Annotated in this window: 20 protein-coding genes; 2 read left to right on the forward strand and 18 right to left on the reverse strand. The window is 56.3% G+C overall.

Annotated elements, in window-relative coordinates:
• Window positions 1–62 precede the first annotated feature (62 nt).
• Window positions 63–1,553, forward strand: coding sequence for an amino acid permease (locus tag HMPREF2854_RS03040; protein ID WP_070618791.1), 1,491 nt, complete (start codon window positions 63–65; stop codon window positions 1,551–1,553).
• 138 nt (window positions 1,554–1,691) lie between these two features.
• On the opposite strand, the gene HMPREF2854_RS03045 is transcribed toward HMPREF2854_RS03040, so the two are convergent.
• From HMPREF2854_RS03045 to dnaB, 18 genes are all read right to left on the reverse strand, one after another.
• Entirely contained in the window at window positions 1,692–2,423 is a 732-nt protein-coding gene (locus HMPREF2854_RS03045) for an aldo/keto reductase (protein WP_070618794.1), read from the reverse strand.
• Window positions 2,424–2,591: 168 nt separating this feature from the next.
• Window positions 2,592–3,659, reverse strand: coding sequence for a pseudouridine synthase (locus HMPREF2854_RS03050; RefSeq protein ID WP_083309344.1), 1,068 nt, complete (start codon window positions 3,657–3,659; stop codon window positions 2,592–2,594).
• A complete protein-coding gene (locus HMPREF2854_RS03055) occupies window positions 3,646–4,116 on the reverse strand; it encodes a response regulator (protein ID WP_070619552.1) in 471 nt (156 codons plus the stop codon). The genes HMPREF2854_RS03050 and HMPREF2854_RS03055 overlap by 14 nt, the downstream gene beginning before the upstream one ends.
• Window positions 4,116–6,179, reverse strand: a complete 2,064-nt coding sequence (locus HMPREF2854_RS03060) for a sensor histidine kinase (RefSeq protein WP_148130881.1) — start codon at window positions 6,177–6,179, stop codon at window positions 4,116–4,118. The genes HMPREF2854_RS03055 and HMPREF2854_RS03060 overlap by 1 nt, the downstream gene beginning before the upstream one ends.
• 30 nt (window positions 6,180–6,209) lie before the next feature.
• Complete coding sequence (locus tag HMPREF2854_RS03065; RefSeq protein ID WP_070618801.1) at window positions 6,210–7,592, reverse strand: SLC13 family permease; 1,383 nt, start codon at window positions 7,590–7,592, stop codon at window positions 6,210–6,212.
• Window positions 7,593–7,909: 317 nt separating this feature from the next.
• The gene (locus HMPREF2854_RS03070; protein WP_070618804.1) at window positions 7,910–9,532 is read right to left on the reverse strand and encodes a hypothetical protein; all 1,623 of its coding nucleotides are present in this window, start codon (window positions 9,530–9,532) and stop codon (window positions 7,910–7,912) included.
• Between the two features lie 128 nt (window positions 9,533–9,660).
• Complete coding sequence (locus HMPREF2854_RS03075; RefSeq protein ID WP_070618807.1) at window positions 9,661–11,346, reverse strand: hypothetical protein; 1,686 nt, start codon at window positions 11,344–11,346, stop codon at window positions 9,661–9,663.
• A gap of 118 nt (window positions 11,347–11,464) precedes the next feature.
• Complete coding sequence (locus HMPREF2854_RS03080) at window positions 11,465–12,220, reverse strand: alpha/beta hydrolase family protein (protein ID WP_070618810.1); 756 nt, start codon at window positions 12,218–12,220, stop codon at window positions 11,465–11,467.
• Window positions 12,221–12,250: 30 nt separating this feature from the next.
• A complete protein-coding gene (locus HMPREF2854_RS03085; RefSeq protein ID WP_070619557.1) occupies window positions 12,251–13,180 on the reverse strand; it encodes a glycosyltransferase family 2 protein in 930 nt (309 codons plus the stop codon).
• Between the two features lie 126 nt (window positions 13,181–13,306).
• Window positions 13,307–15,004: an NAD(P)-binding protein gene (locus HMPREF2854_RS03090; RefSeq protein WP_233187641.1), complete on the reverse strand. Its 1,698-nt coding sequence runs from the start codon at window positions 15,002–15,004 to the stop codon at window positions 13,307–13,309.
• A 2-nt stretch (window positions 15,005–15,006) separates the two neighbouring features.
• Window positions 15,007–16,272, reverse strand: a complete 1,266-nt coding sequence (locus tag HMPREF2854_RS03095; RefSeq protein WP_070618817.1) for a thiamine pyrophosphate-dependent enzyme — start codon at window positions 16,270–16,272, stop codon at window positions 15,007–15,009.
• Window positions 16,272–17,555 carry a transketolase C-terminal domain-containing protein gene (locus tag HMPREF2854_RS03100; protein WP_070618820.1) on the reverse strand — a complete coding sequence of 428 codons (1,284 nt, stop codon included), beginning with the start codon at window positions 17,553–17,555 and terminating at the stop codon, window positions 16,272–16,274. The genes HMPREF2854_RS03095 and HMPREF2854_RS03100 overlap by 1 nt, the downstream gene beginning before the upstream one ends.
• Window positions 17,548–18,123, reverse strand: coding sequence for a 2-oxoacid:acceptor oxidoreductase family protein (locus HMPREF2854_RS03105; protein ID WP_070618824.1), 576 nt, complete (start codon window positions 18,121–18,123; stop codon window positions 17,548–17,550). Before HMPREF2854_RS03105 ends, HMPREF2854_RS03100 begins: the two co-directional genes overlap by 8 nt.
• A 138-nt stretch (window positions 18,124–18,261) precedes the next feature.
• Window positions 18,262–18,783 carry a MarR family winged helix-turn-helix transcriptional regulator gene (locus HMPREF2854_RS03110; RefSeq protein ID WP_222563159.1) on the reverse strand — a complete coding sequence of 174 codons (522 nt, stop codon included), beginning with the start codon at window positions 18,781–18,783 and terminating at the stop codon, window positions 18,262–18,264.
• A complete protein-coding gene (locus tag HMPREF2854_RS03115; RefSeq protein ID WP_070618827.1) occupies window positions 18,776–19,471 on the reverse strand; it encodes a CE1759 family FMN reductase in 696 nt (231 codons plus the stop codon). Before HMPREF2854_RS03115 ends, HMPREF2854_RS03110 begins: the two co-directional genes overlap by 8 nt.
• A 16-nt stretch (window positions 19,472–19,487) precedes the next feature.
• Window positions 19,488–20,645, reverse strand: coding sequence for an LLM class flavin-dependent oxidoreductase (locus HMPREF2854_RS03120; protein ID WP_070618830.1), 1,158 nt, complete (start codon window positions 20,643–20,645; stop codon window positions 19,488–19,490).
• Between the two features lie 221 nt (window positions 20,646–20,866).
• Window positions 20,867–21,667, reverse strand: a complete 801-nt coding sequence (thiD, locus tag HMPREF2854_RS03125) for a bifunctional hydroxymethylpyrimidine kinase/phosphomethylpyrimidine kinase (protein WP_070618834.1) — start codon at window positions 21,665–21,667, stop codon at window positions 20,867–20,869.
• An 80-nt stretch (window positions 21,668–21,747) separates the two neighbouring features.
• Complete coding sequence (gene dnaB / locus HMPREF2854_RS03130; protein ID WP_070618837.1) at window positions 21,748–23,082, reverse strand: replicative DNA helicase; 1,335 nt, start codon at window positions 23,080–23,082, stop codon at window positions 21,748–21,750.
• 351 nt (window positions 23,083–23,433) lie between these two features.
• On the opposite strand from dnaB, the gene HMPREF2854_RS03135 reads away from it, so the two are divergent.
• Window positions 23,434–24,819, forward strand: coding sequence for an MATE family efflux transporter (locus HMPREF2854_RS03135; RefSeq protein WP_083309380.1), 1,386 nt, complete (start codon window positions 23,434–23,436; stop codon window positions 24,817–24,819).
• Window positions 24,820–24,977: the final 158 nt, after the last annotated feature.

Here is a 24,977-nt window from a genome sequence, read left to right on the forward strand (position 1 = left end):
GAGCGCGAAGCGTTTTGCTGTAAGTTTCCCAATAGAAAATAGCATTCGAGATTGGAACCGTGATGAGCGCTCCTCAAAATACCCCATCGAGACCACAGGCTGGTGAGTCTGGGTCAAACCCGGAGAAGTTGCAGCGAAAGCTTGGGGCTCGCCACCTGAACATGATCGCTATGGGCGGCGCTATCGGCACCGGCCTCCTCGTTGCGTCTGGCGGTTCCATCTCTCAAGCGGGACCGGGTGGCGCCCTAGCCGCCTACGCAGCCATCGGTTTCATGGTCTACCTGCTGATGCAATCGCTGGGGGAAATGTCCACGTGGCTACCCACCGCTGGTTCGTTCGAGAACTGGGCAACCCGCTGGATTTCACCCTCATTTGGCTTTGCAACCGGATGGAACTACTGGTTCAACTGGGCTATCACCCTGGCCGCAGAGATCGTGGCCGTTGCGCTAGTCATGCGGTACTGGTTCCCAGACGTGCCCTCCTGGGTGTGGTCAGCCGTGTTCCTCACCGTCCTATTCCTTATCAACGCATTCACCGTTAAGGGATTTGGGGAAACCGAGTTTTACCTCGCCCTCATCAAAGTCGTTACGGTGATCGTGTTCTTGATCGTTGGCGTTGCCATGATTTTTGGCATTTTGGGCGGCCCGTCCCCCGGCACCCAAAACTGGACTTCTGGTGACGCCCCGTTTGTTAACGGATGGTTGGGATGGTTCTCAATTATGATGATCGCGGGCTTCTCGTTCCAAGGCACCGAGCTTATTGCGGTTGCCGCGGGCGAGGCCGAGAACCCTGAGCGCACCATCCCTAAGGCTGTGCGCACCGTATTCTTCCGCATCACCTTGTTCTACATTGGTGCGATTGCTGTCATCGGATTCCTGTTGCACTACTCTGACCCGCACCTACTAGCGGCAGATATTGGCGACATTTCCATCTCGCCCTTCACCCTCATTTTTGAGCGCGCGGGCATTCTGGCTACGGCAACCATAATGAACGCAGTGGTGCTAACCGCGATCTTGTCAGCAGGAAACTCCGGCATGTACGCCTCATCCCGGATGCTGTATTCGCTAGCCCTGTCGGGCAAGGCCCCCAAGATTTTCACCAAGGTAAACAAACGCGGCGTCCCCATGCCCGCCCTCCTGGCCACCACCGCGGTAGGCGCATTCGCCTTCATCACGTCACTGATTGGCGATGGAGCGGCTTACCTGTGGCTCATCACCGTCTCCGGCCTGTCCGGCTTCATCGTGTGGGCGGGCATCGCGTGGAGCCACTACCGCTTCCGCAAGGCCATGAAGGTCCAGGGTCACGATCCGGCCGAGCTTCCCTTCCGCTCCAAGCTGTTCCCACTCGGCCCCATCGTTGCCCTCATCATGGTTCTGGTCATTATCTTCGGGCAGAACATGGAGATATTCTCAGGCCAGTTCAATGTTGGCGCAATCTTCTCAACCTACGTTGGTCTGATCGCGTTCCTGTTGCTGTGGATCGGCCACAAGATAGTTACCCGCTCAAAAATGGTAGACCCCGCAACCGCCGATCTTTCACGCGTAGACCACTAAAGCATTCGTCTTCATATTTTAGAGGGCGCCTACCGGTAAAAATCGGCAGGCGCCCTCTGCGTAAACCATCAGCTGCAGATGTCCCCGCGGCAAACCGTGCTGCACTCCAAGCAAAACTCGTGAGAGCAGAGGCTCTTGTTAAGCGATGCGCAAAACGTTGCTGAAGCGGCGTAGCTCCTCGATAGTGGAAGTTGATTTTGCCAGACCTTCCAGGGAATTAACCTCAATCAACACACCAAGAACACTCGGATTGTGGCGCAAGCCAGAGATGGTCTGGGCGGGCGTATCAGCATTTACCGAAACGATCACGGTGGTTCCCGCTCGGCGCGCCGCCGCGAGGATTCCTGCGGTGGCCTCGGCCCCAAAGTCCGATGCGTTAAACGAGACGTAGCTAAGACCCACTATCGACATTGCGCGCATTGCCTGACGGACCGTGCGCACACGCACACCCCAATTGCGAACCAGGCCCTCATCCTTCAAGGAGCGAAGCGTCTGCACCTGCTTGCGCGAGAGCAAATGGTCGGCGCACTGTCCGGTTAGCTGCACGATGTCCAGGTTTTCTCTGCCCGTGCGTTGGAGTGCCGCCAAGATGCTAACTTCAAGGAGCTGCGGGTCCATACCAAGATCGGGCAGCGCCGCGGATTCGCTTGGGTTACCAAGGTGGATACTCAAAGCGGACTGAGCGGGAGCATCTGCAAGAAGGGATTGCGAAGAGGAGTCCGTGGCCTCAACAAAACGCAGGCCGGAAAGATCAACCTGTTCCACGCCGGCGCGCTGTGCGCAGCGAGCGAACGCATTGGTCAAGCTAACACCGACTGGCGCGTCCAGGCTCACCGATTGTGAATCGAATGCCGCATTCATCTCAAACATCGCAACCCCCTATCCTCTTTTACGATTAGGTAAAGCTACTTTACCATCTATTGACTTTGTTCTTTGCCTCATTTTGCAAATTGTCTAATTGATCGCAAAAGGCTCGCTCCTTCGAGCGAGCCTTTCCTTAAATCATTAGCTACTTCAACGCCGTCTCAAGGTCTAACCTCAGCCCGGCTTTGCAAACTCCAACCCTCGCCGGCTAGACACACAGACCAGTTCACCCGTTTGCGGATCAGTGAACTCGAGATTCTTCGCCAGCAACTGTAGCTGCGCGAATCCCGGCGGGGTTTCGTCTAGCCCGTACTTTGCCGCAAACTGTCCTCCATACAGCGGGTCACCCACAATCGGAATACCCACCCCAAAAAAGTGTGCGCGAATCTGATGCGTGCGCCCAGTCACCGGCTCAACGTCCCACACCTGCAAACCCGCTCCACGCACCGGCCCGGAAGCCTCGGGAACAAAACCGGTAGCGGGGCGCATAATCGTCTGCGAGTTAGGCTCACCAGCCTCGTTAAAAACCCTCATTCCGCGCTTTTCAATACGCGAAGTAACGCACAGGTAGGGGCCGCGCTCATCCACGCCGCCTGATACTGCAACATTCTCGTGCGCCCGAGCCGCAAACCAGCTCACGTCCAATGCGCCCGCACTATCCACGCCAGAGGGCTCTCGGCCCGGCAACCCCGCAGCGTCCTCCGCTGGGAGACCCGTAACCGCAAGGTATCTCTTCTTCACCTCGCCGCGCGAAAACATCTGCTGATACATGCCGCGCTTAGCCGGATCCGAGGTCGCTAAAATCACCCCGGCCGTGGCTCGGTCCAAGCGGTGCGCAAACACGATGTCATCATTGCCCTCCTGCCGGCGAAGCGCCACCGTTAGCGTGCGCGCCACAAACCTACCTCGCGGCATTGTGGCTAAATCATGCGGCTTATCCGCAATCAGCCACCCCTCACCGCGAGCCAGCACCTCCACCTCAATCGCGCTCGAAGGTTCGTCCGGGATTGGCCTATAAATCCACACGCCCTGCGAAAGACTTACCGTAGAAGCGTCCGCATCCAAGCTCCTCCCTCGCGAATCAACCACATCCCCGGACGCAAAAATTGCTTCAATCACGGCCTCATCCAGGGTTGGAAACCGATTCACCAGGGCGTCGCGAAGCGTCAAAAAATCCGAAACGCCCACGCGAATCGGGCGCACTCCCCCACGAGCGGGAGGCACGTGCCTAACGGATCGCATCCATCACGCGCACAGCATCCAACGCCCGCATATGCGGCAGCGGGTCAACGCCCATCGAGATCACGTAGTCCGTCAACTGTTCGCGCACCTCGTCTACAAGTTCCTGCACGTTCCACGGCTTTGTGAAATAGTGATCCAAGCTCGCCTCATTCAGCGCCCGAATCGTGTCTTCCTGATCCGCCTGGCCCGTCACCAGCACCTTGCGCGTATCTGCCGTCTGCTCATCGGAGGCCAGCGCAATCAAGAAGTCAACGCCAGACTCTCCCGGCAACCTGTGATCGGCCAGAACCAGCGCAAGCACGTCGCCGTCCTCTTCAATCTCATCAATCGCAAGGCGCGCGTCCTCCGCCGAATCAGCCACCTCAATGCGGCATACGCCCTGAAACGACTCGAGGTCACGCTCTAGCGCGTCGCGAACCTCCGGCTCGTCCTCCACAATCAAGATCGCAAGCTTCATCATTCCTCGTTTCCACTATCTTCTAACAACAACTTTTCCACATCTGACCCCGCAACGGGTAGAACCACAGAAATCGTCGTGCGCCCTGGCACGGACGCGATCGAAAGCGAGCCGTCGTGATCATCCACAATCGACTTCGAAATCGACATTCCCATACCCAGCCCAAACCGCACCTGGCCGCCCTTCGTAGTGAAATGAGGCTCCAAAATGCGATGCACAAGCTCTTGGGGGATGCCCGGGCCGTTATCGGTAATGGCAACCCGCACGTGCGCTTCATCCGGAGCCGACGTTTCCACCACAATCTTCGCCGCTTCCTCACCGCGCGCCGGAAGCGAGGGGGTGGGCGCCTGCGCCACCTCTCCAGCTTCGTCCTGGATAGCCTCTGCTGCATTAATGAGTAGATTGGTCCACACCTGCTCCAACCGCGCCGGATATGCGCGGATCGGTGGCAAATCCGCGAAGTGGCTCTCCACTTCCACCCCGCGCATGCGATGCGCGGTTAGGCGTAGCACGTCCTCGATATTCTCATCCAGATCCACGCCCTCCACAGGGGACGTATCCGGACGCGCATACGCCTTCAAAGAAGACACCAAATCCGTAATCCGTCCCGCGGCAACCGTGGAGTTTCGCACCGAACGTCCGATTCCAGCCGCGGCCTCAACAACCTCCAACGACGGGCCATCCGAGCCGCGTCCAAACCGGCCCTTCTTCTGCCCGCGCAACACATGTCGCACCTGATCTGGATCCGTAATGCCAGCGCCCACCAGCCTCTTCGCCAGCTCCCGGTTGTCATCAGTTAAAGCCATGACCTCGCGCACCAAAGCCCGCTCCTGCGCCGTTGAACGCGGACGCGCATCGCGGGCGCGCTCCATCGCTTCCGCCGCATCCTCCATGCCACCGCGAGCGCCCAACACTGTAGCCACATCGCTGGCAATATGCTCGGTGGCCCGCTGCAGCGCCGCCACGGGATTGTTCAACTCGTGCGCGATGCCAGCCGAAAGCTCACCGAGCATCGCGAACTTCGTTTGCTCCACCAGCTGTTCACGCGCTGAACGAAGCTGCTGAAGCGTTTCAGACAGGTTCTTCCGCTCCATCTCAAGCTGTTCGGCTAACTCATGGTTTTCGATATGTAGGTACTCGGCGCGCACCAACCGGGCGGTGAGAGCCTGGATTGCCACCACCGCCAAGTTGGCTGAAGTATCGGGAGAATGTTGGAGCACGAACTCCAACTGCTCAATAGACAGGCGAACCAACTCCACCTGAGTTGTGGTGGTGGACGTGAACATGGCTCGCTGTTGGCGGGCCAGCGACAGCAATCCGATGAGCGGCCCAGAAGTAGCATGATGCAAAAGCACGTCCCCAAACTGGGAGGAGCGATGCAAAGCCACCGAACCGCTGAGCACCAGGTACACCGCGTCCACAGACTCGCCCTGACGTGTCAGGTCCACACCCTCGGGCAACACCATGCGTGGGCGCGGCCCCAAAATCCGCTCGATGCCCTCCAGAAGCACGCGCTGCACCTGCTCACCCGGAGTGTCCAATCCGTACAGCAAATCACCCGCTCGCGGTTCATCCCAAGCATCAAACCCGGCAGTCACCCGCGTTATTTCCGCGTCCGGCAAATACTTGAACAACCACCTGTTGATCACCGCCGAAACCTGCTCAACCAGTGCGGGCGGAGTCCACGGCACCGCCACCACCGACACCAAAGAGCCATCATTCACAGACCGGGCCACGTCCTCGTGCCGCTTCTTATCCGTGATCAACACAAAGCCAGATCGCGCCAGCACACCAAACTTACGTAGGCGCTCCACCACCTCGTCCACATTTCCAAGATGCGGGGAAATGAGGACGCCCGGCACTAAACACTGGCCGGTCTCGCACTGCGATGCGAGCGTGCGCTCCACCTGCTCAAACCCGAACGCAACACGCACGTCGCAGTTTTTCAGTTGCCCTTCAATATCAGAGGCCGCCTGGCAAACCGGATCGCTCTCATCTGCGGCAACGGCCAAAATATGCAGCATGTATTCTGCCGAATCGCCGCCCACGCGCGTCACGCTCACATCTACCTGCTTTCCGCTAAACGCCTCGCGTTACAACAGGCCTGCCCAGCCCCAGTACAGTGGCATCACAAAAGCGAGTAGCAATGTGCCGGACACGCCAACCACAAGACCCGTCTTGATCATGCGCGGCGTGCTGATCTCGCCCGTCGAGTAGGCAATAGCGTTCGGAGGCGTCGAGATCGGTAGACACATGCCCAGCGAACAACCCAGCGCCAACACCACTGCGATCTCGGCCGGCGTTGCCGCAACCGATGCGCCCAGACCCATGCCGAGCGGAATCAACAGGTTTGCCGCGGCCGAGTGCGAAATAACGTTTGACATCAAGAAGCCCACTCCCGCGAGCGTCAGCATAAGCAGGGCAACAGGCACGGCCTCCCAGTTAATGAGGCCAATTATCCAAGCGTCGAGGCCCGTCTTTCCCACACCGATACCCAGGGCAATACCACCCGCAACCAGCCACAGCACAGGCCAGTCAAGGTTGCGTAGATCATCGCCCGACATCGCCTGCGTCACCATTAGGAGCACAACGGGTACGAAACCAACCGTGTTAGACGAAATACCGTGTAGTGGTTCCGTCATCCACAACAGCACGGTTATCCCTGCCACCACGTAGAAGATCATGGCGTTGCGGCCACGATCGAACTTGGCGCTTAGATCAAGTTCGATTTTGAGGTCCTTCGGCATGTAGGCAAACGCCAGCCATGCCCACGAGATTGCCAGCACCACCAGCATTAGTGGGATCGCCAGCGCCATCCAGCCGATGAATGAAATGTGAATGCCTGCGCTTTGAAGTGCACCCAGCGCAATAGCATTGGGCGGCGTACCCACGGGAGTACCAATACCGCCCACGTTTGCAGCCACCGGGATTGCCAGGGCTAGGCCAACTCGAGACTTCCCCTCGGGCAACTGCGCCAAAACCGGCATGAACACCGCAAACATTGTGGCCGTGGTGGCCGTATTCGACATGAACATCGACAGGGCGGCCGTGATCAGCATGACGCCCATCAACATCATCTTTGGAGAAGACAAGAACGGCTTCAACATAACCGCTGCAATCGCCTTATCCACACCAAACTTCGCTGCTCCATCCGCAAGCATAAAGCCGCCCAAGAACAAGATGATCACCGGGTTAGCGAGCGATGCAAAGAACGTGGCAGAAGTCGGCACACTGTCAGGAACCGGCAAAAGAGCCTGATCGGAAACCAGTAAAACCTCTGCCATTATCACCAGCACAGCGGTAGCAGACAGTGGGATAGCTTCAGTCACCCACAGCATGATCGCGGCCAAGAAGATCGCCAACATGCGCGAGCCCACCGGATCAAGACCCGGAATGTCCACAACAAACGGAACAATAAAGCCTATTACTGCGGCGATCTGACCAAATCGCTGAAGCTTGGTGGTCTGTTGAGCCATCACTGCTTTTGGCCCCGACTTACGGGGCTCGGACTTCCTAACCGTCGGCGTAGCTGAACGACGCCGAACCTGCTTAGATCCGGGGGTCATACTTTGCGTCCTCATCCATATTTGCAAATGCCGGCTCCTCGTTGAGCACGGCTTAACGCCCCTATAGTCTAGCTCACACTTACGGGGCAAATTAGGCCAAATGGCACGCGTACAACACTCGTAGTCATTTAGACCTGAGCGTTTTCTCCAAACGCACAGTCTCAGCCTTCAAGCGCAAAGCAGGCGTGTAGCTATTTTGGTTTTAATTTCGCAATTAGCGTTACAACCTACGGCATTTCATCGGAAGGAACGATTCGTACTGGCGTGTCCGCAGGTAGATCATAGTAGAACAAATACCGTTCCTGGACGGACTCTCGCGGTTGATACCAGGTGAAATAGTCCTCGTACGGATACTGCTCGGGTAAGTACAAGATATCGGATTCACCCTTGCGAATATCCCCGATATTCTTCGAGATCTTTGCTTGAACTTCAACATTTGCGTTCACATGATGAATAAGTTGAAGCATTGGATTTACGGTCTTAAGCGCTATCGCCAACACCACTAAAATGCTCGCTGCAATCGCTTGGTTAGTGAACCTTCGAGACCAAACGGACCCATTTCCAAAGTTTTGAACAATAACGACGATCGCTAGACAAATAAAGACCACGAGCAGGACGTGCACTAGAAACATCGATCGCACACTCATATTCCCAGCAAAAGCTGTCATAGCAGTCGCGCCATAAGCGCAAGCGAGTGGAATAAGAGGAATCATGTACAAGGTTTTTCTCAGCAACACGGCGAGCGTCGCCATGCAGATAAGATGTGTCACTAGAGCAACGAAAGAAACTAATGCCGACGGCGACTGATACAAACCTGGTAAGGCATCACCTGACACGAAGTTTCTGGCAATTCCAAGTCGCCCAGAGAGATACACAAAGATAGCCAATACCAATAAATTGATCTCTACGAGTATTAACACTCTACGATCTTTCACCCCTAACATAAGCGCCGCACTGATCGTCAAAAGTGTGATGAAAACCAGGGTTGCGAACCAAAATGTTCGATATGAAGAAACGTATCCCTGAAGGGAATAGAGAAATGTAGAAGCTCTTGAGACTAAAAATGAATCGTTTTCGAGTATGAACTTTTCAATCCGTCCGTTGCGCGCCCACATTCCCGGTACCCCAAACCGCATGAGCGCGATACCCATCGCTAACAATACGGTGATGAGAGTTCGTGTAGGTAGCTTCTGATGACTCAGAAGAAAAGCAACAAAATACACGAAAAGCATTACTGCAACCATCTCGTGATGGAGAGATGCCAGAAGTGTTAACAGGAGAAACGCAACGTGCACGCCGTACTTGGAGCCCTCACGAATACGAAGTAGTGTTCCAACTACAAGGTAGAAGAGAATAAACCCGCCAAGATAACCAACCGTAGCAGCCATAAACATGATGGTGGTTCCTGCAGTCTGGAACGCCAGCGCATCGATAATAAATAGGGACATCGCAGAAATAACGAAAACAACAAACTGCGTGGGTTGACCTATCTGCCAAGGCACTTCTCGCGGAATATGAATCCGAATAAACCGGTACACTGCAACGCTAAAGAAGATACATATTAGCGGAAATATAAATGCGGCTGCCTCACCAAAAACCAGAACAACCTGTAAAACAATATCTGCTGTACGTCCGTTTCGGTCTCCGACATCACAAAGAAGATCTTGCCATAATGAGGTGAATGAAGTTCCGCCCCAGGCATAGCCGTCGCGAGTGACAAAATACAGGTCGTCTATCGACCAGATTGGATATCTCCAAAGGAAAAACCAAAGAGCAATAACCGATGTCGCCAATACAACCTCAAGGGCGAGGAAAATCCGCGCCGAAACCGAAAGATCTCGCAACGCCATCAAGTTTTCCGTCCCTTCATCTCATGTACCGAAGAACTGACATCAATAACTAAGTCAAACGGTTATCGCTCGATTGAAATAGTATGCAAATGCTTCCATAAAAACCAGCAACCCGGCGTTCTGCCTCGCTACTGGAACGACACAAACCACGGGCGCGGTTCAATACCCATGGTCTGCTCCGCGTTCAGCATCGGCTTGTCCTCATCGATGAAGTTCTTCCACGCCATCCAAACCCACGGCTGCATGTCTTCACGAATCACATCCCACGTATGCATCTTCGCTTCCGGACTTCCATGGCCATCCACGTGAACAACCGTTGCCAGCTCAAGATGCTGCACCATCTGGTCACGGTCCCGAATCATCTGCAACTGAAACTGGTGCAACATAAACACCTTCTGCGGCAGATTATTATCGCGCACAAGCTCGGCCAGCCACTGCGAAACCTCATTCACTTCCGCAATCTCAACGTGACCAACCTGCTGCAAATGCACCTGGTCTCCATACAGCTTCCACTCCGGATCGAGCGCCAATCCAACGTTCGGACGCTTCAACAGTTCCGCGTAAAGTTTCGCCTGATCAAGCAGTTTCGCATGCCCCGGTTGCAGGTCGATAATCGCGTAACCACCCACCTCGGTAATCACATCAACAGAAGGAGCCAAATCAGCTGCCGGCGTCACATCCGAATAAAGGCCGTCATCTCCCGCGCCCGCCGACGCAACCGTCGCAATGATCTCAAACGCCGGAATAACCTGCACATCACTGAACGGCTGGTACTGCTGCGCATACTGCAATGCCAGCTGTGCCGCTTCAGTTGGAGATTGCTCACCTAGCACCCCCAAGGCCGCCAGCTTCGGGTGGCCGTACAGAGCCACCATTCGCCTGCCCGGGAACACCAGGCCACCCCCGCCCGGCAACTCATCTGCAGAAGTCGCCAACTGGGCGGTCTGGGCCAGCATCTGCGTGCCACCAAAATCCGGGCCTAAACCAACCGCAACCCTACCCTCGCGCATCATCTTCATTGATTCACTCGTCGCACGCGGATCGGCCTGCGCCAGCACACTCACGTCAAGACCCGCAGTCAATGCGTTAGCTACCGCGCCCAAAGGAGAACCCTGCGTGGCAAACGCAACCGCGTTCGGATTCGCCTTGCCTCTTTCACCGTGCGGAAGGGCCGCTATATCTACCATTCGCGAGGTGGGGGCGGCCTCAGTATGCCCCGTCTCGATTTCCTCCACGCCGGTTTGGCCTGTCTGAGCGGGGAGTTCCGTGACATCCTCGGCCACAGGCTGTGGTTCAAACTCCGGCACCGCCACATTGGCCGGATCAAGACTTAGCAGATCATCCACGCCAAATTCATCGATAACGCGGACCTCGGACCCCAAAACAGTGCTCAGCGCCTGCACGTCGCCCGCATCCGTCATCACATCCACATCAGCTACAACGTCCACCGTACCCACGGCCAGCACTGTCTTCACGCCCAAACGCGTTAGCTCTGCGCCCACGTCGCTGGCGAACACTTCAGTCAGCATCGGGATTGAGAGAGCCCCTGCCACCGCGGCCGCCCGTGCCTGCGCAACCGGTTCTGTAGATGCAACCACCGCGGCCTCAGCCTGATCAAACAGCGCCTTTGAAACCTCCACATCAGTATCAAAAGCAACCGTTTCAGTAGGCGCGGCGGGCTGCGTGGCCTCCGTAAGTTCAGACGCAGATTCAGAGGAACCATTAGGCGCACTCGAGCAGGCCGCTAGACCACTCACCATCAATGCGGCAACCAAACCGGACAGAAACCGTGCCCTAATCGAAAACGCACGCATACCAAACCCCTCAGATCACTAGCGCCCAAAGTCTAACAAGTATGCGAACATCCGCCCGAACACAGGCCCACTGAAGCCAGCCAAAGGTCTACAAAACAAAGTCGACTGCACGGCCTCGCTAAATGTAACGGGACACCCAGCTGGCGATGATTTCCCCCGCCCAGGCAGCTACACCCGGCCTCGTCAACAAATGATCCGCTCCATCTAATGCCACAAAACTCTTCGGCATCTGCGCAGACCGGTAAATATCCATTGCGTTATGCACATCCACAACCCCATCTTGAGGCGAATGCATCACCAGCAGGGCGGCCGAGAGAGAACTGATCTTCTTATGAAAATCGTCTTGATTCTTAAGGTCGTGGAAGATCGGCGCACCCACCAGCATCTCGTGACCTGCAATCTGAATGACAGCCGTGCCCTCTTGAAACACCGGTGTCAAACGATCCTTCAAAATTTCGGCCACATGCCCCGGATCCGAGGGCGCTGCAATCGTTGTGACCGCAACAACCGAATCTAAATCCCCAGCTGCCGCAAGCACAGCCGCGCCGCCAAGTGAATGACCGACCAACAACTTCACCGTGCGTCCCTGCGAGTTCATCCACCGGCACGCGGCTTTCAAGTCTTCAACATCGGCAGAAAACGTGGACTCTGTGAAGTTTCCAGCCGACGCTCCCAGCCCCGCAAAATCGAAACGCAACACGCCAATCCCGCGATTCTTCAAGGCCTTCGCAATCCGTGACACCGCGGGAACAGAAATGTTACACGTGAAACAATGCGCAACAATAGCCCAAGTTTTCGGCTCGCTATCAGGGGTATCCAACACCCCGCTGAGCTTCAGCCCCGTCGCGCCTTCAAACGTAACCTGCTGCGCCATGCCTCGCTCCTTCGCGCGCGCACCGGCCTCTTAGAATCCGACCTCTTTATCGACTACAAAATGAGGACGATGCTTGACCTCACGATAAATTCTACCCACGTATTCGCCAATCACACCCAACGCAAGTAGCTGAATTCCTGAAAACGCAATGATCGCCGCAATAGTCGTAACGTAACCGGGAGTCTGCACGCCGTAAATCGACCAGTTGACGATTAGCCAAACCAGGTAAACAAGGGCCAGGGCAAACATGAAACCGCCGAGACCCGCAACCATGCGTAGCGGCTTCGCATTGAACGAAACAATCCCGTCCCAACCGTAGTTGAACAGAGACTTCAACGACCAAGAAGAAGCCCCCGCAATGCGCTGCTCATTCTCATACTTCACGTAGGAAGTGGGGTAGCCGATCCAAGAGAACAAACCCTTTGAAAACCGCGAGCGCTCATCGAGAGCGAGGAGTGTTTCCACAGCTCGGCGCGAAAGCAGACGAAAATCGCCGGCTCCGTCCACGAGCTCCACTTCCTCCATCATCTTGTTGGACAGCCTGTAATACATGCGCGAAAAAGCGGTTCTTAGCTTCGAGTCACCATCGCGATTGCGAAGCGCAACCACCTGGTCAACGCCCTCTTCCTCCATCGTCTGAATCAGCTTAGGAATCAGCCGGGGCGGATGTTGCAAATCCGCATCCATGATCAAAGTGGCGTCACCATCGGCATACGCCAGCCCAGCGAGCATAGCCGGTTCTTTCCCGAAATTGCGCGAAAACAACACGCCGCGAACCCGGTCATGTTTGCCCGCAAGCTCCTCAATCACCGCGGCAGTATTGTCCGAAGACCCATCATCAACCAAAATGAGGTTCCAATCTTGCGGACCGTCCACAAAAACGGCCTCCACCTGGCGAACCAACTCAGGTAGCGTCTGCTCCTCATTGAAACAGGGCACAACAATGGAAATCTTCTGCAATTGCACGCTTAAAGTATAACAGCGACAAAAGGCGCCCAGTTATGCCGCCGCCAAGCCCAAAAACAAGGGGAGCGCGGCAAACCACCGCGCTCCCCTTAACCGCAAAGCGGCCAAGGCCTCACAGAATCAAACCTGCTCGGGAACCATCGAGATCGAGCCGCACGGGCACTCCTCGGCACAAATTCCGCAACCCTTGCAGTAGTCGTACTTGAACTCGTACTCGCCCGGCTTGATCTTCGTGATCGCATTATCTGGGCACACGCCAAAGCAGTTGTCACAACCAAAACAGTTGCCACACGACATGCAGCGGCGAGCCTCAAACAGTGCCGAATCCTCGTCCAGACCCTTCACGACCTCATCAAACGTAGACGCGCGGCGCGGCCCCTCCAAACGAGCGCGCATACGCCTTGGCGCATCCGCGTAATACCAGGTGGTCAGGCGCTCAAACGCAGCGTCATCATGCTTGACCGCCGGCTCGTACTCGCCTCCGCGCAGATATGCGTCAATGTAGCGAGCAGCCTTCTTGCCGTGACCAATCGCAACCGTAACCGTGCGCTCAGATGGCACCATGTCACCACCCGCGAACACGCCCTTCAGGCCCGTCATCATCTGGCGATTAACCTGCACCACGCCATCTTCAATCTGAATGTCCTTAGCGTTTTCAATCAGCGACAGGTCGGCCTCCTGGCCGAGCGCCATGATCAGTGAATCCGCGCCAAGCTCTTCAAACTCGCCGGTGGGCTGAGGGAATCCCTTCTCATCCAGCTCCATCTTCTCAATCGTGATCGAACCGCCATCTACGTGCTTAACCGTGGAGAGCCAGCGCATCATAATGCCTTCCTCCTCGGCCTCCTTGACCTCAGAGTCGTGTGCCGGCATACGATCACGCGTGCGGCGATACAAAATCACAGCCTCTTCTGCGCCGAGCCTCTTAGCTGTACGAGCAGCATCAACAGCCGTGTTGCCACCACCGTAAACCACCACGCGGCGGCCCAGCAGCGGCTTGTCACCCGTCTCCACCTCGGACAGCATCGAAACTGCGTCCATGATCTTCGCCGACTCACCCGCAGGCACGTAAGCGCGCTTACCGATATGAGCACCAACCGCGAGGAACACCGCGTCAAAGTCGTCCGTCACGTCCTCAACGTTCTCAACCTTTCGGTTAAGCTCAATCTTCACGCCCATATCCACGATGCGCTGAATCTCGCCCTCAAGGATGCCGCGCGGCAGACGGTAAGACGGAATACCGAACCTCATCATGCCGCCAGCCATCGGACCAGCCTCGTAAATCGTCACGTTATGGCCCAAACGGCGCAGATGATACGCCGCGGACAAGCCGGACGGGCCCGCACCAACAATCAGCACGTTCTTACCCGTATCCGCATTCACCGGCTCAACCGTCCAGCCTTCCTCAAGCGCCTTATCGCCCAAGAAACGCTCAACCGCATTGATCCCCACGGTCTCATCAACCTTGCCGCGGTTACACATCGTCTGACACGGGTGGTAGCAAACGCGCCCCATCACGGCAGGCATCGGATTGTTCACCATGATTTCGCGCCAAGCGGACTCGTAGTCACCCTCTTCGGCGTGGTAAAGCCACTGCTGAACGTTCTCACCAGCCGGACACGCCTTATTACAAGGAGGTAGCAAATCCACGTAGATCGGACGCTCCGTGCGCCACGAACCCGTCTCGTTTGCCAGCGACGAACCCACGTCCAAAGTGATAGCAAACGGCTTCGTATCACCACTAATGCCAGAAGTTGCGTCACTGCGTGCCGCCGCCGAAACGTCTACGGCCTCACTTGTCACATCACTCTTACTCATCGTCAGTTCTGTCCTTGCTTGTCCGCCTTGCCAGCGCCCTCGCCAGCCTTCACATTTGCAGCCCCGTCAGCGCGCGTTTGCGTGCCCGCAGAGTATTCACCTTGCGTTGAGGTCGCGTCCGTCTGCTCCGTGGCGCCCTCGTCAAACTCATCAAATGGCTTCCTGAACCCGTAGCGAGCCTCTTCAAACTCCACAAAACGCTCAGTTGCGAGGTCATAATCCTCATCATCCACCAGGTTGTAGCGGCGAATATTCCTATCCGCACCCGCCTGGATGCGCCTGATCGCCTCCTGGTCGCCACCCTTCTTAAACAGGTGTGCGAACCGGCGTTGCGGCTTCAAATACTCCTCAACCGGGGTGGGCCTACGTAGCTTCATCACCGAAGTGACCTCACCATACTCGGCCTCGTAAACCGGGAAAATACCCGTCTGTACGGCAAGGCGTGCCAAATGGACCGTCTGCGCCGAGGCCGAGCCCCAACCCAGCGGACACGGCACCAAAACGTGAATGTAACGCGCTCCGTGGAACTGCATCGCGCGGTTCACCTTGTACTCCAAGTCGCGCAAGTCCGCCACGGTTGCCGTTGCCACGTACGGGATTTCGTGAGCCATCGCGATGCGCGGCATGTCTTTGCCCTGACCCCACTCGTTGCCCGGATTCGGACCCACCGGTTGGGTGGTAGCCGTACGCGCCGTCGCCGGCGTAGCACCCGAACGCTGAACGCCCGTATTCATGTACGCCTGGTTGTCGTAACAGATGTAAAGCACATCATCATTGCGCTCAAACATGCCAGACAGCGGGCCAAAACCAATATCTACCGTGCCGCCGTCACCGCCCTGAGCCACCACGCGCGTTGTACGGCCCTTTGCCTTAAACGCTGCGGCCGCGCCCGTTGCCACCGCCGCCGCGTTGCCAAACAGGGAATGCAACCAGGGAATAGTCCAAGACGTTTCCGGATAGGGCGTTGAAAATACCTCCAAGCATCCGGTTGCATTAATAGCCACCATGTCCTTATCGGTTGCACGCATCGCCGTATCGAGGGCATAGCGGGCGCCCAACGCCTCACCGCATCCCTGACAAGCGCGGTGACCGGAAGTCAGCGAGTTATAGCGGTCCGGATCCGACTGAACCGAACGCAACTGCTTGTCAGCCAGACGGTTACCCACCGCATAAGAGCCAACCTGGTAAAACTTAACCTTCTCTCGCGCCGGAATAGCAGTTTGGCGCACCTGCGGAAAGTCCTCACGTACTCCACTATCAGTACTCATCAGTTATCCGCCTTCGTAGAAACTTCCAAATCCAACTTCGCGTTCACCCGATCCTGCATGTCGCGAATCATGTTCTCAGCAGGAGCACCCGAACGACGCGTGCGTGCCTCGCGCTCCAACTCACGCTCAACGAGTTCCTTATCCAAATCTAAGAAAGTGAGGTGATCGACGTCGTCAACAACCGCCCTATCGAGGTATTCATGCAACGAGCCCGCGGTAATGTTGCGGCCACCCAGGCCTGCGATCAGCTCGTGACAGGTGAAGTTCAATCCGCGCATTGCCGCCCGGCAGTGCGATGACACGATGCCACCAATGCCCACCGAGAACGCCTTTTCCAAAACCACAAAACGCTTCGCGCCCTGCAAGACCTCACGAACCGCGTCGGAGGGGAAAGGACGGAAAGAGGTAATGCCGAGAACGCCAATCTTCTCGCCGCGAGCGCGGCGAGCATCAACGACGTCCTTGATCGTGCCGAGTACAGATCCAAGTGCCACGATGATCGTTTCCGCGTCCTCGCACTTATACGGGCGCACCAAACCGCCAGAATCGCGGCCAAACACCCGCTTAAACTCTTCTTGAACCTGCGGAATAAGCTCCAACGCCTGCAACTGCTTCGCGTGAGCCAGGTAGCGGACCTCAGTGAACGCCTCCGGACCCACCATCGCACCAATCGAAACCGGATCGGACGGATCCAGCACCTGGCGCGGCTCGTAGGACGGCAAGAACTTCTCAACCTGCTCAGCCTCGGGCACATCCACCTGCTCCACCGCGTGAGTCAAAATGAAGCCATCCATGCACACCATGACGGGCAACGAAAGCTCCTCTGCAATGCGGAAAGCCTGCACGTGCAAGTCCGCGGCCTCCTGGTTGTTCTCCGCGTAGAGCTGCAACCAACCCGAATCGCGCTGGCTCATCGCATCCGTGTGGTCATTCCAAATGTTGATCGGAGCGCCAATCGCACGGTTCGCAACCGTCATCACAATCGGCAAGCCTAGACCCGAAGCGTTATAAACAGCCTCAACCATGTACAACAAGCCCTGCGACGCCGTAGCCGTGTACGCCCTCGCGCCCACCGCCGACGCACCAATGCATGCCGACATTGCAGAGAACTCCGACTCCACATTCACATACTCGCAATGCTCCAACTTGCCGGACTTAACCAAGGCTGAAATGGCCTCCACAATATGGGTTTGCGGACTAATCGGGTAGGCCGCAACGACCTCGGGATGGCACGCAGCAACAGCCTTCGCAATGGCTTGCGAACCCTCAATCTGCTCAAGCATTATCTACCTTCATTTCCTCAACCAAACGGAATGCGGCCTTCGCGGCCTCCTGGTTCGCCTCGCCAACCTTGCCTGCAAATCGGCTCGAGATCGCACCGAGCACCGACTCCAAACGCACAATCCCAGTTAGCGCCGAAACACCGCCCAAAAGCACCGCGTTAGGGAGCGGACGCCCCAGGTGTTCCAACGCAATCTCAGTGGCTGGAATCGTAACGATATGTCCCGGTAAAGAGCGTTTCTCCAACTCGGCAAGTCCGAGCTCTTCCAGCGACTTTGCCGAATTCACAAGACCGTAACCGTCCGGCTGCAAGCCTGAAAACACGTCCATAATTGGCAAAAGAGTTGGATCTTGAACAATAACCACATTTGGCGAAAGCACGGGCTCGCGACTGCGAATCACTTCATCGCGGATCCTGCAGTAAGACACAACCGGGGCGCCCGTACGCTCAGACCCAAAAGAAGGAAAAGCCTGCGCGTGGTGGCCGTCTTCGAATGCCGCCATTGCCAACAGGTCCGCGGCAGTTACAACACCCTGTCCGCCTCGACCATGAATTCTTATTTCGACCATATGTTCATGCTAGGCACGTGCCAGTTGCGCAATGGTGCAAGCCAGCAGATCGTTGAATTAGTGCGGCTTAACCCTGTTAAACAATTATGAAAATGGCGCGGTTTTCATAATTTGCACGTTACATATATGTACCTGCCGCTAGGCTTCAGCAGACTCTTCCAAGCGCTTGGCAAGCCTGGTGAACACGCGCTCAATCACCTCGGCCTCCCCCGTCGATAACTCGTTCAACATCAGTTGCTCGACCTGACGCGCATGCAACTTCCCAGCCTCCAAGAACGTATGCCAACCCGCTTCCGTGAGCTGCACGTACAATCCGCGAGCGTCACCCTCTACATCACCTCGACATATCAAGCCGCGCTTTTCCAGCACCTTCACCTGGTACGACAAGCGGGATTTCGAGAACGACATCTTGGCGGCGAGGTCTTTAAACCTCAACCTGCGCCCCTCGGCCTCCTGCAACAACACGAGCACGTTATATTCCGCGAGCGTCACGCCAGCACCCTCGCGAAGCACCACCTCCATAGCGTCCTGCGCGCGTGCCGTAGTTTCAAAATAGACACGCCAAGCACGCCACGTAGCTACCTTGCGTTTCGCTTCCTCCGGCGAAGAAGCTGCGATGTTAACGCGCGGCCTCGCGTCCTTTTCACTCAACTCACCCAAGGGAATCCAGCATTTCTTCCAGTGGCGTCACGTTTTTGAACTTATCGTCAGCCTCCGCCCGACCAATCGCGGGACGAGCAACTAGCGCCATCGCGAACTGAGCACCCGCGCTCTGAATCCTCTCGTGCAACGGCGCGTCGCGCGTGCCGTCATTCTTATCAATCACGTCGCCAAAATCATCGGACGCCGCGAACACGGCCGAAGGAAGTACGTCCATCCGCAGGTACGAAAACAGGGGGCGCATCGCATAATCGATCATCAGCGAGTGTCGAGCCGTGCCACCCGTAGCGCCCAGTAGCACCGGTTTTTCACGGAGCGGATCCTCAAACAAATCCCAAAACGCCTTGAACAAACCTGAATAGGACGCTTGAAATGTAGGCGAAACAGCTATTACACCATCGGCCTCGCGCACCGCCTGCAACGAGTCAGCCAAATCCCCGACCGGGTTCATCGTCAGCATCGCGTCCATGATCGCACCAGCCAAAGGCCGCAACTCAACGACCTGCACATCCGCGCCCACACCCTCCTGGGACAAGTGGTTCGAGGTTGCCTCAGCAAGCGCCTTAGCCAGCCTCGTCGACGACGCCGACTCGGACAGGCCACCACTTACCACCACCACGCGACGCGAAGCCGGAGTGAACGGATCACGCGTAGAGTCAATCGCTCCGCCCTCAAAAATCTCACTCATCTTTCCTCCAAATGCTCTACTTCGAGCCGCTTTCGCCACGCTCGGACCGATCCGCAAACACCTGTGACCCAGGGCCACCACCCGCTATCGGCGCCCTACCTGCACGGTCGCGTTCCACCAGGAACTCGTGAGTGGGACCATCCGGCACATGCGCGGGCCTCATCGAATCGAACTCCGCCTGCAAAACCGGAAGAACCTCACCCCACATATCAAGCTGTTCCAATACCGTCTTTTGCGGCAAACCAGCATGGTCAATCAGGAACATCTGGCGCTGATAGTCGCCCACCCATTCGCGGAACTCGAGCGTGCGATCAATAACTTCCTGCGGCGACCCCACAGTCAGCGGCGTCATACTCTGATACTGCTCCAACGATGGGCCATGACCATAAACCGGCGCATTATCGAAGTACGGGCGGAACTCATTCACGGCGTCTTGCGAATTCTTCCGCATAAACACCTGTCCACCCAGCGCCACAAACGCCTCATCCGCCTTCCCGTGACCGTAATACTCGTAGCGTTCACGGTACAGGTTCACCATGCGGATCACGTGGTCCTTCGTCCAGAAAATGTTGTTATGGAAGAAGCCGTCACCGTAGTACGCGGCCTGCTCCGCAATTTCGGGACTGCGGATCGACCCGTGCCACACAAACGGGGCCACCCCATCCAACGGACGTGGCGTGGCAGTGAATCCCTGCAACGGCGTGCGGTATTTACCCTGCCAGTTGATCACGTCCTCGCGCCACAAACGGTAGAGCAGATTGTAATTTTCAACCGCCAACGAGATGCCCTCGCGAATATCCCTTCCAAACCACGGATATACCGGGCCGGTATTTCCCCGCCCCAGAGCGAGGTCCACTCGACCATCAGCCAAATGTTGCAAATAAGCGTAATCCTCAGCCAGACGCACCGGATCCATCGTGGTAATCAAGGTGACCGCGGTTGAAAGGATGATGCGCTCGGTTTGCGCTGCCAAATATGCCAGAAGAGTCGGCGGGTTGCCGGGCGCCACAAACGGAGGATTATGGTGCTGACCAGTTGCAAACACGTCAAAGCCGACTTCCTCGGCATGTTTTGCTATCTCAACGGTGTTCTTGATGCGCTCGTTTTCTGAGGGTGCGGTGTGGTTTACCGGGTCACGAGTAATGTCACCGATGGTGAAAATCCCAAACTGCATGGCTCTCCTAGGTAGAAAATCAGACTCAAAACATGATTGTTCAAGTTTGAACGACTAGGTTCAGTTTAACAACTACATTCCCGCACGCAACGGATAAGCCCATTTATGAGCCGCCCAACCACAACCTCCACGCACGATGCACACAAAAGTGGCCGCGAGACTAAACTCGCGGCCACCTTCAAGTAGCTAACAACAGCGCCTCATGCGCCAGTAACCATTAACTAGGCTTGCTGCCACACAGCATCAAACGGGGTGTGCGCGGGAAGACTTCCCGCAATACCGCGCGTCACAATCTCCTTAGCGACGCGCACAGCCTCGTAAATATCCGAGCCCTTAGCAAGCTCGGCCGTAATCGCGGCAGCAAGCGTGCAACCCGCGCCCGTTGGACGCTCATCGCCAATCTTCGGCGAGGCATAGCGCGTGATCTTCTCGCCGTCCCACAGCAAATCAACGGCCTCGTCGCCTCCAAGCTGCATGCCACCCTTAGCAAGCACATACTTCGGACCAAGTTCGCCGATCTTTTGCGCCGCGCGAGCCAAATCGGCCTCCGTGCGCACCTCAATGCCAGAAAGCTGCTCCGTCTCAAACAAGTTCGGCGTCACAACCGTTGCCAGCGGCAACACCTTTGTCTTCAGCGCCTCGTCCGTATCGTGCGCGTCACCAGCCTCCTGGCCCTTACAAATCAAAACCGGGTCAAGAACAATGTTCTTCCACTCGTTTGTCGCCAGTGCCTCGCGCACCGCCTCAATAGTGGCCACAGTGCCAAGCATGCCGATCTTCGCCGTATCCACATCCCACGTGGAAACCCCAGCCTCAACCTGATCCTTAATCACCTGCGGATCAACCGGAACAAACCTGTGAGCCCAGTTATTCTTCGGGTCGAATGACACGATGCAAGTAACCGCACCCATACCAAACACGCCAAGCTGGTGGAACGTCTTCAAATCCACCTGTAGCCCGGCACCGCCAGTTGCCTCGTTGCCTGCGATCGTCATGACCTTAACTGGATTGCTCGACGACATTTCCACCTCGATATAAATAGTTCGAAAAGCATAAGCAAGCGCCTTGAGAGCGCACCTACAACGCAAAGATTACACTCAAACTACTGCCTTGCCATATCCACAAAACGCGCGTAATGACCCTGGAAAGCAACCGGAATCGTTCCCGTCTCACCATTGCGGTGCTTGGCAACAATAATGTCGGCCTCACCCGGGCGCTCATCCTGATCGTAATAATCCGGACGATGTAGAAGCATGATCACATCCGCGTCCTGCTCCAGCGAGCCCGACTCTCGCAGGTCGGCGATCATCGGCTTCTTATCCGTACGTTGCTCCGGACCGCGGTTCAGCTGCGCAACCGCAACCACCGGGATCTCCAACTCTTTGGCCAAAAGCTTGAGAGAGCGGGAGAACTCGGAGACTTCCTGCTGACGCGACTCCACCTGTTTGCCTGACGACATCAGCTGGAGGTAGTCAATAACGACGAGTCCAAGATTGTGCTGCTGCTTCAAACGGCGACACTTCGCGCGAATCTCATTCATCGCCATGTTCGGCGAATCGTCGATAAAAAACGGCGCCTTTGAGATGTTAGAAATCGTCTTCGACAGCCGCGTCCAGTCGCGATCTTCCATCTCCCCTCGGCGCATCTTGCCGAAATGCACTCCGGCCTCGGCAGCAATCAAGCGCATACCGATCTCTTCTCGTGACATTTCCAACGAGAAGATCACTGAGGTGATGTTGTGGTGCACCGACGCTGCCCTCATGAAATTCATCGCGAGAGTTGACTTACCCATTGCCGGGCGAGCGGCAACAATAACCATCTGGCCCGGCTGTAAGCCCGTAGTGAGGTGATCCAGGTCTGCAATACCCGTAGGCACGCCCTTCGAAACGTCCTTGTTCTGCGCAAGCTCATCAAGATGGGCAAGTAATGGATCTGCGATCTCAGACAGCTGCACATAATCCGTAGTGCTCCGCCGCTCAGAGACCGCATAAATCTCAGATTGCGCGGCATCCACAATGTCATCAACATCCCCGCCCGTCTCGGCGTAACCGAGCTGAACAATACGAGTGCCTGCCTCCACAAGACGCCGCAGTTGCGCCCGCTCCCGCACAATGCGCGCGTAATAACCCACGTTTGCAGCCGTCGGGACCGAAGCGATCAGAGTGTGCAAGTACGTTGGCTCTGGCAGACGGCTTAGATTTCCCTGGCGCTTGAGCTCACCGGCAACTGTGAGGGTATCCACAGGCTCGCCGCGGGAGTACAGCTCCATGATCGTGTTGTGGATCATCTCGTGATCCGGGCGGTAGTAGTCCGAGCTATCCATCGCCTCGATGACATCGTTCACGGCGTCCTTGGAAAGCATCATGGAGCCGAGAACGGATTGCTCCGCTTCAATATCTTGCGGGGGGATTCGATCAAAACCCGACTGGTCTGCCACAAAAACCGCCTTTTAGTTACATGCACCCTGCGCCCACGATTTTAGTGAGGCCGCGCTAGAGACACGCTCTATTTTGCACACAGGCGCGGTTATCAACAGTTACTGAGGGAAACAGTTAATACCGGTAAGGTTATCCCCGAAAGGTCAACTCCAAAAACCCTAAATGTTAATAACTTGTGCATTTTCGGTGGATAACTCCCATAAATTGTTTAAAACCTGTGGATAACGTGTGGATTGTGTGGAAGTCGTGTCAACGATGTCCATTCTCAAACCCTTGGAACAGCGCCAAATTATCCACAGTTTTGTTCACACCCTGTGGAACAAAAGTCGAAGGTAAATAGGTGGATAACTTTGGCACAACACTCAAGTAAGACTGAACCGCAACTTGAAGGTTTAGAGCTCAATCGAGAGATTCTCCGTCTCGCCCTCCCCGCACTCGGGGCACTTTTGGCTCAGCCACTGTTCACTACCATCGACTCGGCTATGGTGGGGCACCTAGGAACGGAGCAGCTAGCGGGCCTCGCCCTCTCTTCAACGATCCTTATGACGGCGGTAGGCCTATTCATTTTCCTGGCTTACTCCACAACATCGATCACCGCGCGAGCACTAGGTGCAGGGAATATTGCTTCTGGCTTGCGTGCAGGCATTGAGGCAATCTGGTTAGCCGCACTTCTTGGCGTCATAACCGCGAGCGCTCTCATTCTGGCAGCCCCCATCATCATCAGCTGGTTCCGAGCCGACACTACTGTTATCCCACACGCCATCGCCTACCTGCAGTACTCATCACCCGGACTCGTAGGCATGCTCGTAGTTCTTGCAGCGACGGGAACATTACGCGGTCTCCTCGACACAAAAACCCCGCTGTACGTTGCCACGGCAGGTGCAGCCGGCAACGCAGCTCTAAACGCGATCTTCATTTACGGGCTAGACATGGGGATTGCCGGTTCTGGTTTGGGCACCGCAATAGCACAAACCTTGATGGGGATCATCCTCGTGGCCGTAGTGGTTAAAGGCGCTCGGCGTGAGGGCGTCAGCCTGAAGCCATCATTCGGAGGATTGCTAGGCGCCACAAACGCTGGCCTGCCACTACTTGTGCGCACTCTGACACTGCGCATCGCGATCCTCGCAACCGTTGCTGTAGTTACGCGTGCGGGCGCGATTGCCCTCGCCGCCCACCAGGTTGTAAACACAGTGTGGAACTTCGCGGCCTTCGCTCTCGATGCTCTTGGAATTTCCGCCCAGTCATTAACCGGCTACTCCATCGGTACCGGCGACCGTGCACGAACCCGCGCGCTCGTTCGCCGCATCACTATTTGGGGTGTTGCAACTGGCGCTGTGCTCGGACTTGTGATTATCGCTGCATCCGGCCTACTTCCATGGATCTTCGGAACCGACCCAACCATGCACAGCGCAGCTATGCGCGGCCTGTGGATTGCGGGCGGTTTCCAAGTTCTGGCCGGTTTTGTTTTCATGATGGATGGCGTGTTGATAGGCGCGGGAGACAACCGTTTCCTCGCTGTGGCCGGCATACTCACGCTGGTGCCATACCTGCCCGTTTTGTGGATTATCCTGGAGGTTTTCGCGGATGAGAAGACCCTTACTGCCACTACGCAAACCACAGTACTTATGTGGGTGTGGGTAGCATTTGCCGGCATATTCATGGGAGCGCGTGCGCTCACTACCGGACTACGCGTTCGCGGATCGAAATGGATTGCTCAAGCCGAAGAGACTCAGTAACACGCGTTTTCGTGGGAGTTGCTCACATTTGTTCGCGCGGTCTGGTACATAAGGGGCCATCACGATAGCATGAGAGTTCGGTCCACATTTGTGTACCGATTCGCATATCCCTCCTGTCACGGAACTACCGTGACCGTTGAGACCAGAGGAGGTGGGGA

This window comes from Actinomyces sp. HMSC075B09 (assembly GCF_001812395.1).
Lineage (GTDB): Bacteria > Actinomycetota > Actinomycetes > Actinomycetales > Actinomycetaceae > Gleimia > Gleimia europaea.

What these genes read in the sequence shown, in the direction of transcription:
- HMPREF2854_RS03040 (WP_070618791.1), top strand. Translation starts at nt 63, where the DNA reads ATGAGCGCTCCTCAAAATACCCCATCGAGACCACAGGCTGGTGAGTCT.
- HMPREF2854_RS03045 (WP_070618794.1), bottom strand. Translation starts at nt 2,423, where the DNA reads ATGTTTGAGATGAATGCGGCATTCGATTCACAATCGGTGAGCCTGGAC.
- HMPREF2854_RS03050 (WP_083309344.1), bottom strand. Translation starts at nt 3,659, where the DNA reads ATGCGATCCGTTAGGCACGTGCCTCCCGCTCGTGGGGGAGTGCGCCCG.
- HMPREF2854_RS03055 (WP_070619552.1), bottom strand. Translation starts at nt 4,116, where the DNA reads ATGAAGCTTGCGATCTTGATTGTGGAGGACGAGCCGGAGGTTCGCGAC.
- HMPREF2854_RS03065 (WP_070618801.1), bottom strand. Translation starts at nt 7,592, where the DNA reads ATGGCTCAACAGACCACCAAGCTTCAGCGATTTGGTCAGATCGCCGCA.
- HMPREF2854_RS03070 (WP_070618804.1), bottom strand. Translation starts at nt 9,532, where the DNA reads ATGGCGTTGCGAGATCTTTCGGTTTCGGCGCGGATTTTCCTCGCCCTT.
- HMPREF2854_RS03075 (WP_070618807.1), bottom strand. Translation starts at nt 11,346, where the DNA reads ATGCGTGCGTTTTCGATTAGGGCACGGTTTCTGTCCGGTTTGGTTGCC.
- HMPREF2854_RS03080 (WP_070618810.1), bottom strand. Translation starts at nt 12,220, where the DNA reads ATGGCGCAGCAGGTTACGTTTGAAGGCGCGACGGGGCTGAAGCTCAGC.
- HMPREF2854_RS03090 (WP_233187641.1), bottom strand. Translation starts at nt 15,004, where the DNA reads ATGAGTAAGAGTGATGTGACAAGTGAGGCCGTAGACGTTTCGGCGGCG.
- HMPREF2854_RS03095 (WP_070618817.1), bottom strand. Translation starts at nt 16,272, where the DNA reads ATGAGTACTGATAGTGGAGTACGTGAGGACTTTCCGCAGGTGCGCCAA.
- HMPREF2854_RS03100 (WP_070618820.1), bottom strand. Translation starts at nt 17,555, where the DNA reads ATGCTTGAGCAGATTGAGGGTTCGCAAGCCATTGCGAAGGCTGTTGCT.
- HMPREF2854_RS03105 (WP_070618824.1), bottom strand. Translation starts at nt 18,123, where the DNA reads ATGGTCGAAATAAGAATTCATGGTCGAGGCGGACAGGGTGTTGTAACT.
- HMPREF2854_RS03115 (WP_070618827.1), bottom strand. Translation starts at nt 19,471, where the DNA reads ATGAGTGAGATTTTTGAGGGCGGAGCGATTGACTCTACGCGTGATCCG.
- HMPREF2854_RS03120 (WP_070618830.1), bottom strand. Translation starts at nt 20,645, where the DNA reads ATGCAGTTTGGGATTTTCACCATCGGTGACATTACTCGTGACCCGGTA.
- thiD (WP_070618834.1), bottom strand. Translation starts at nt 21,667, where the DNA reads ATGTCGTCGAGCAATCCAGTTAAGGTCATGACGATCGCAGGCAACGAG.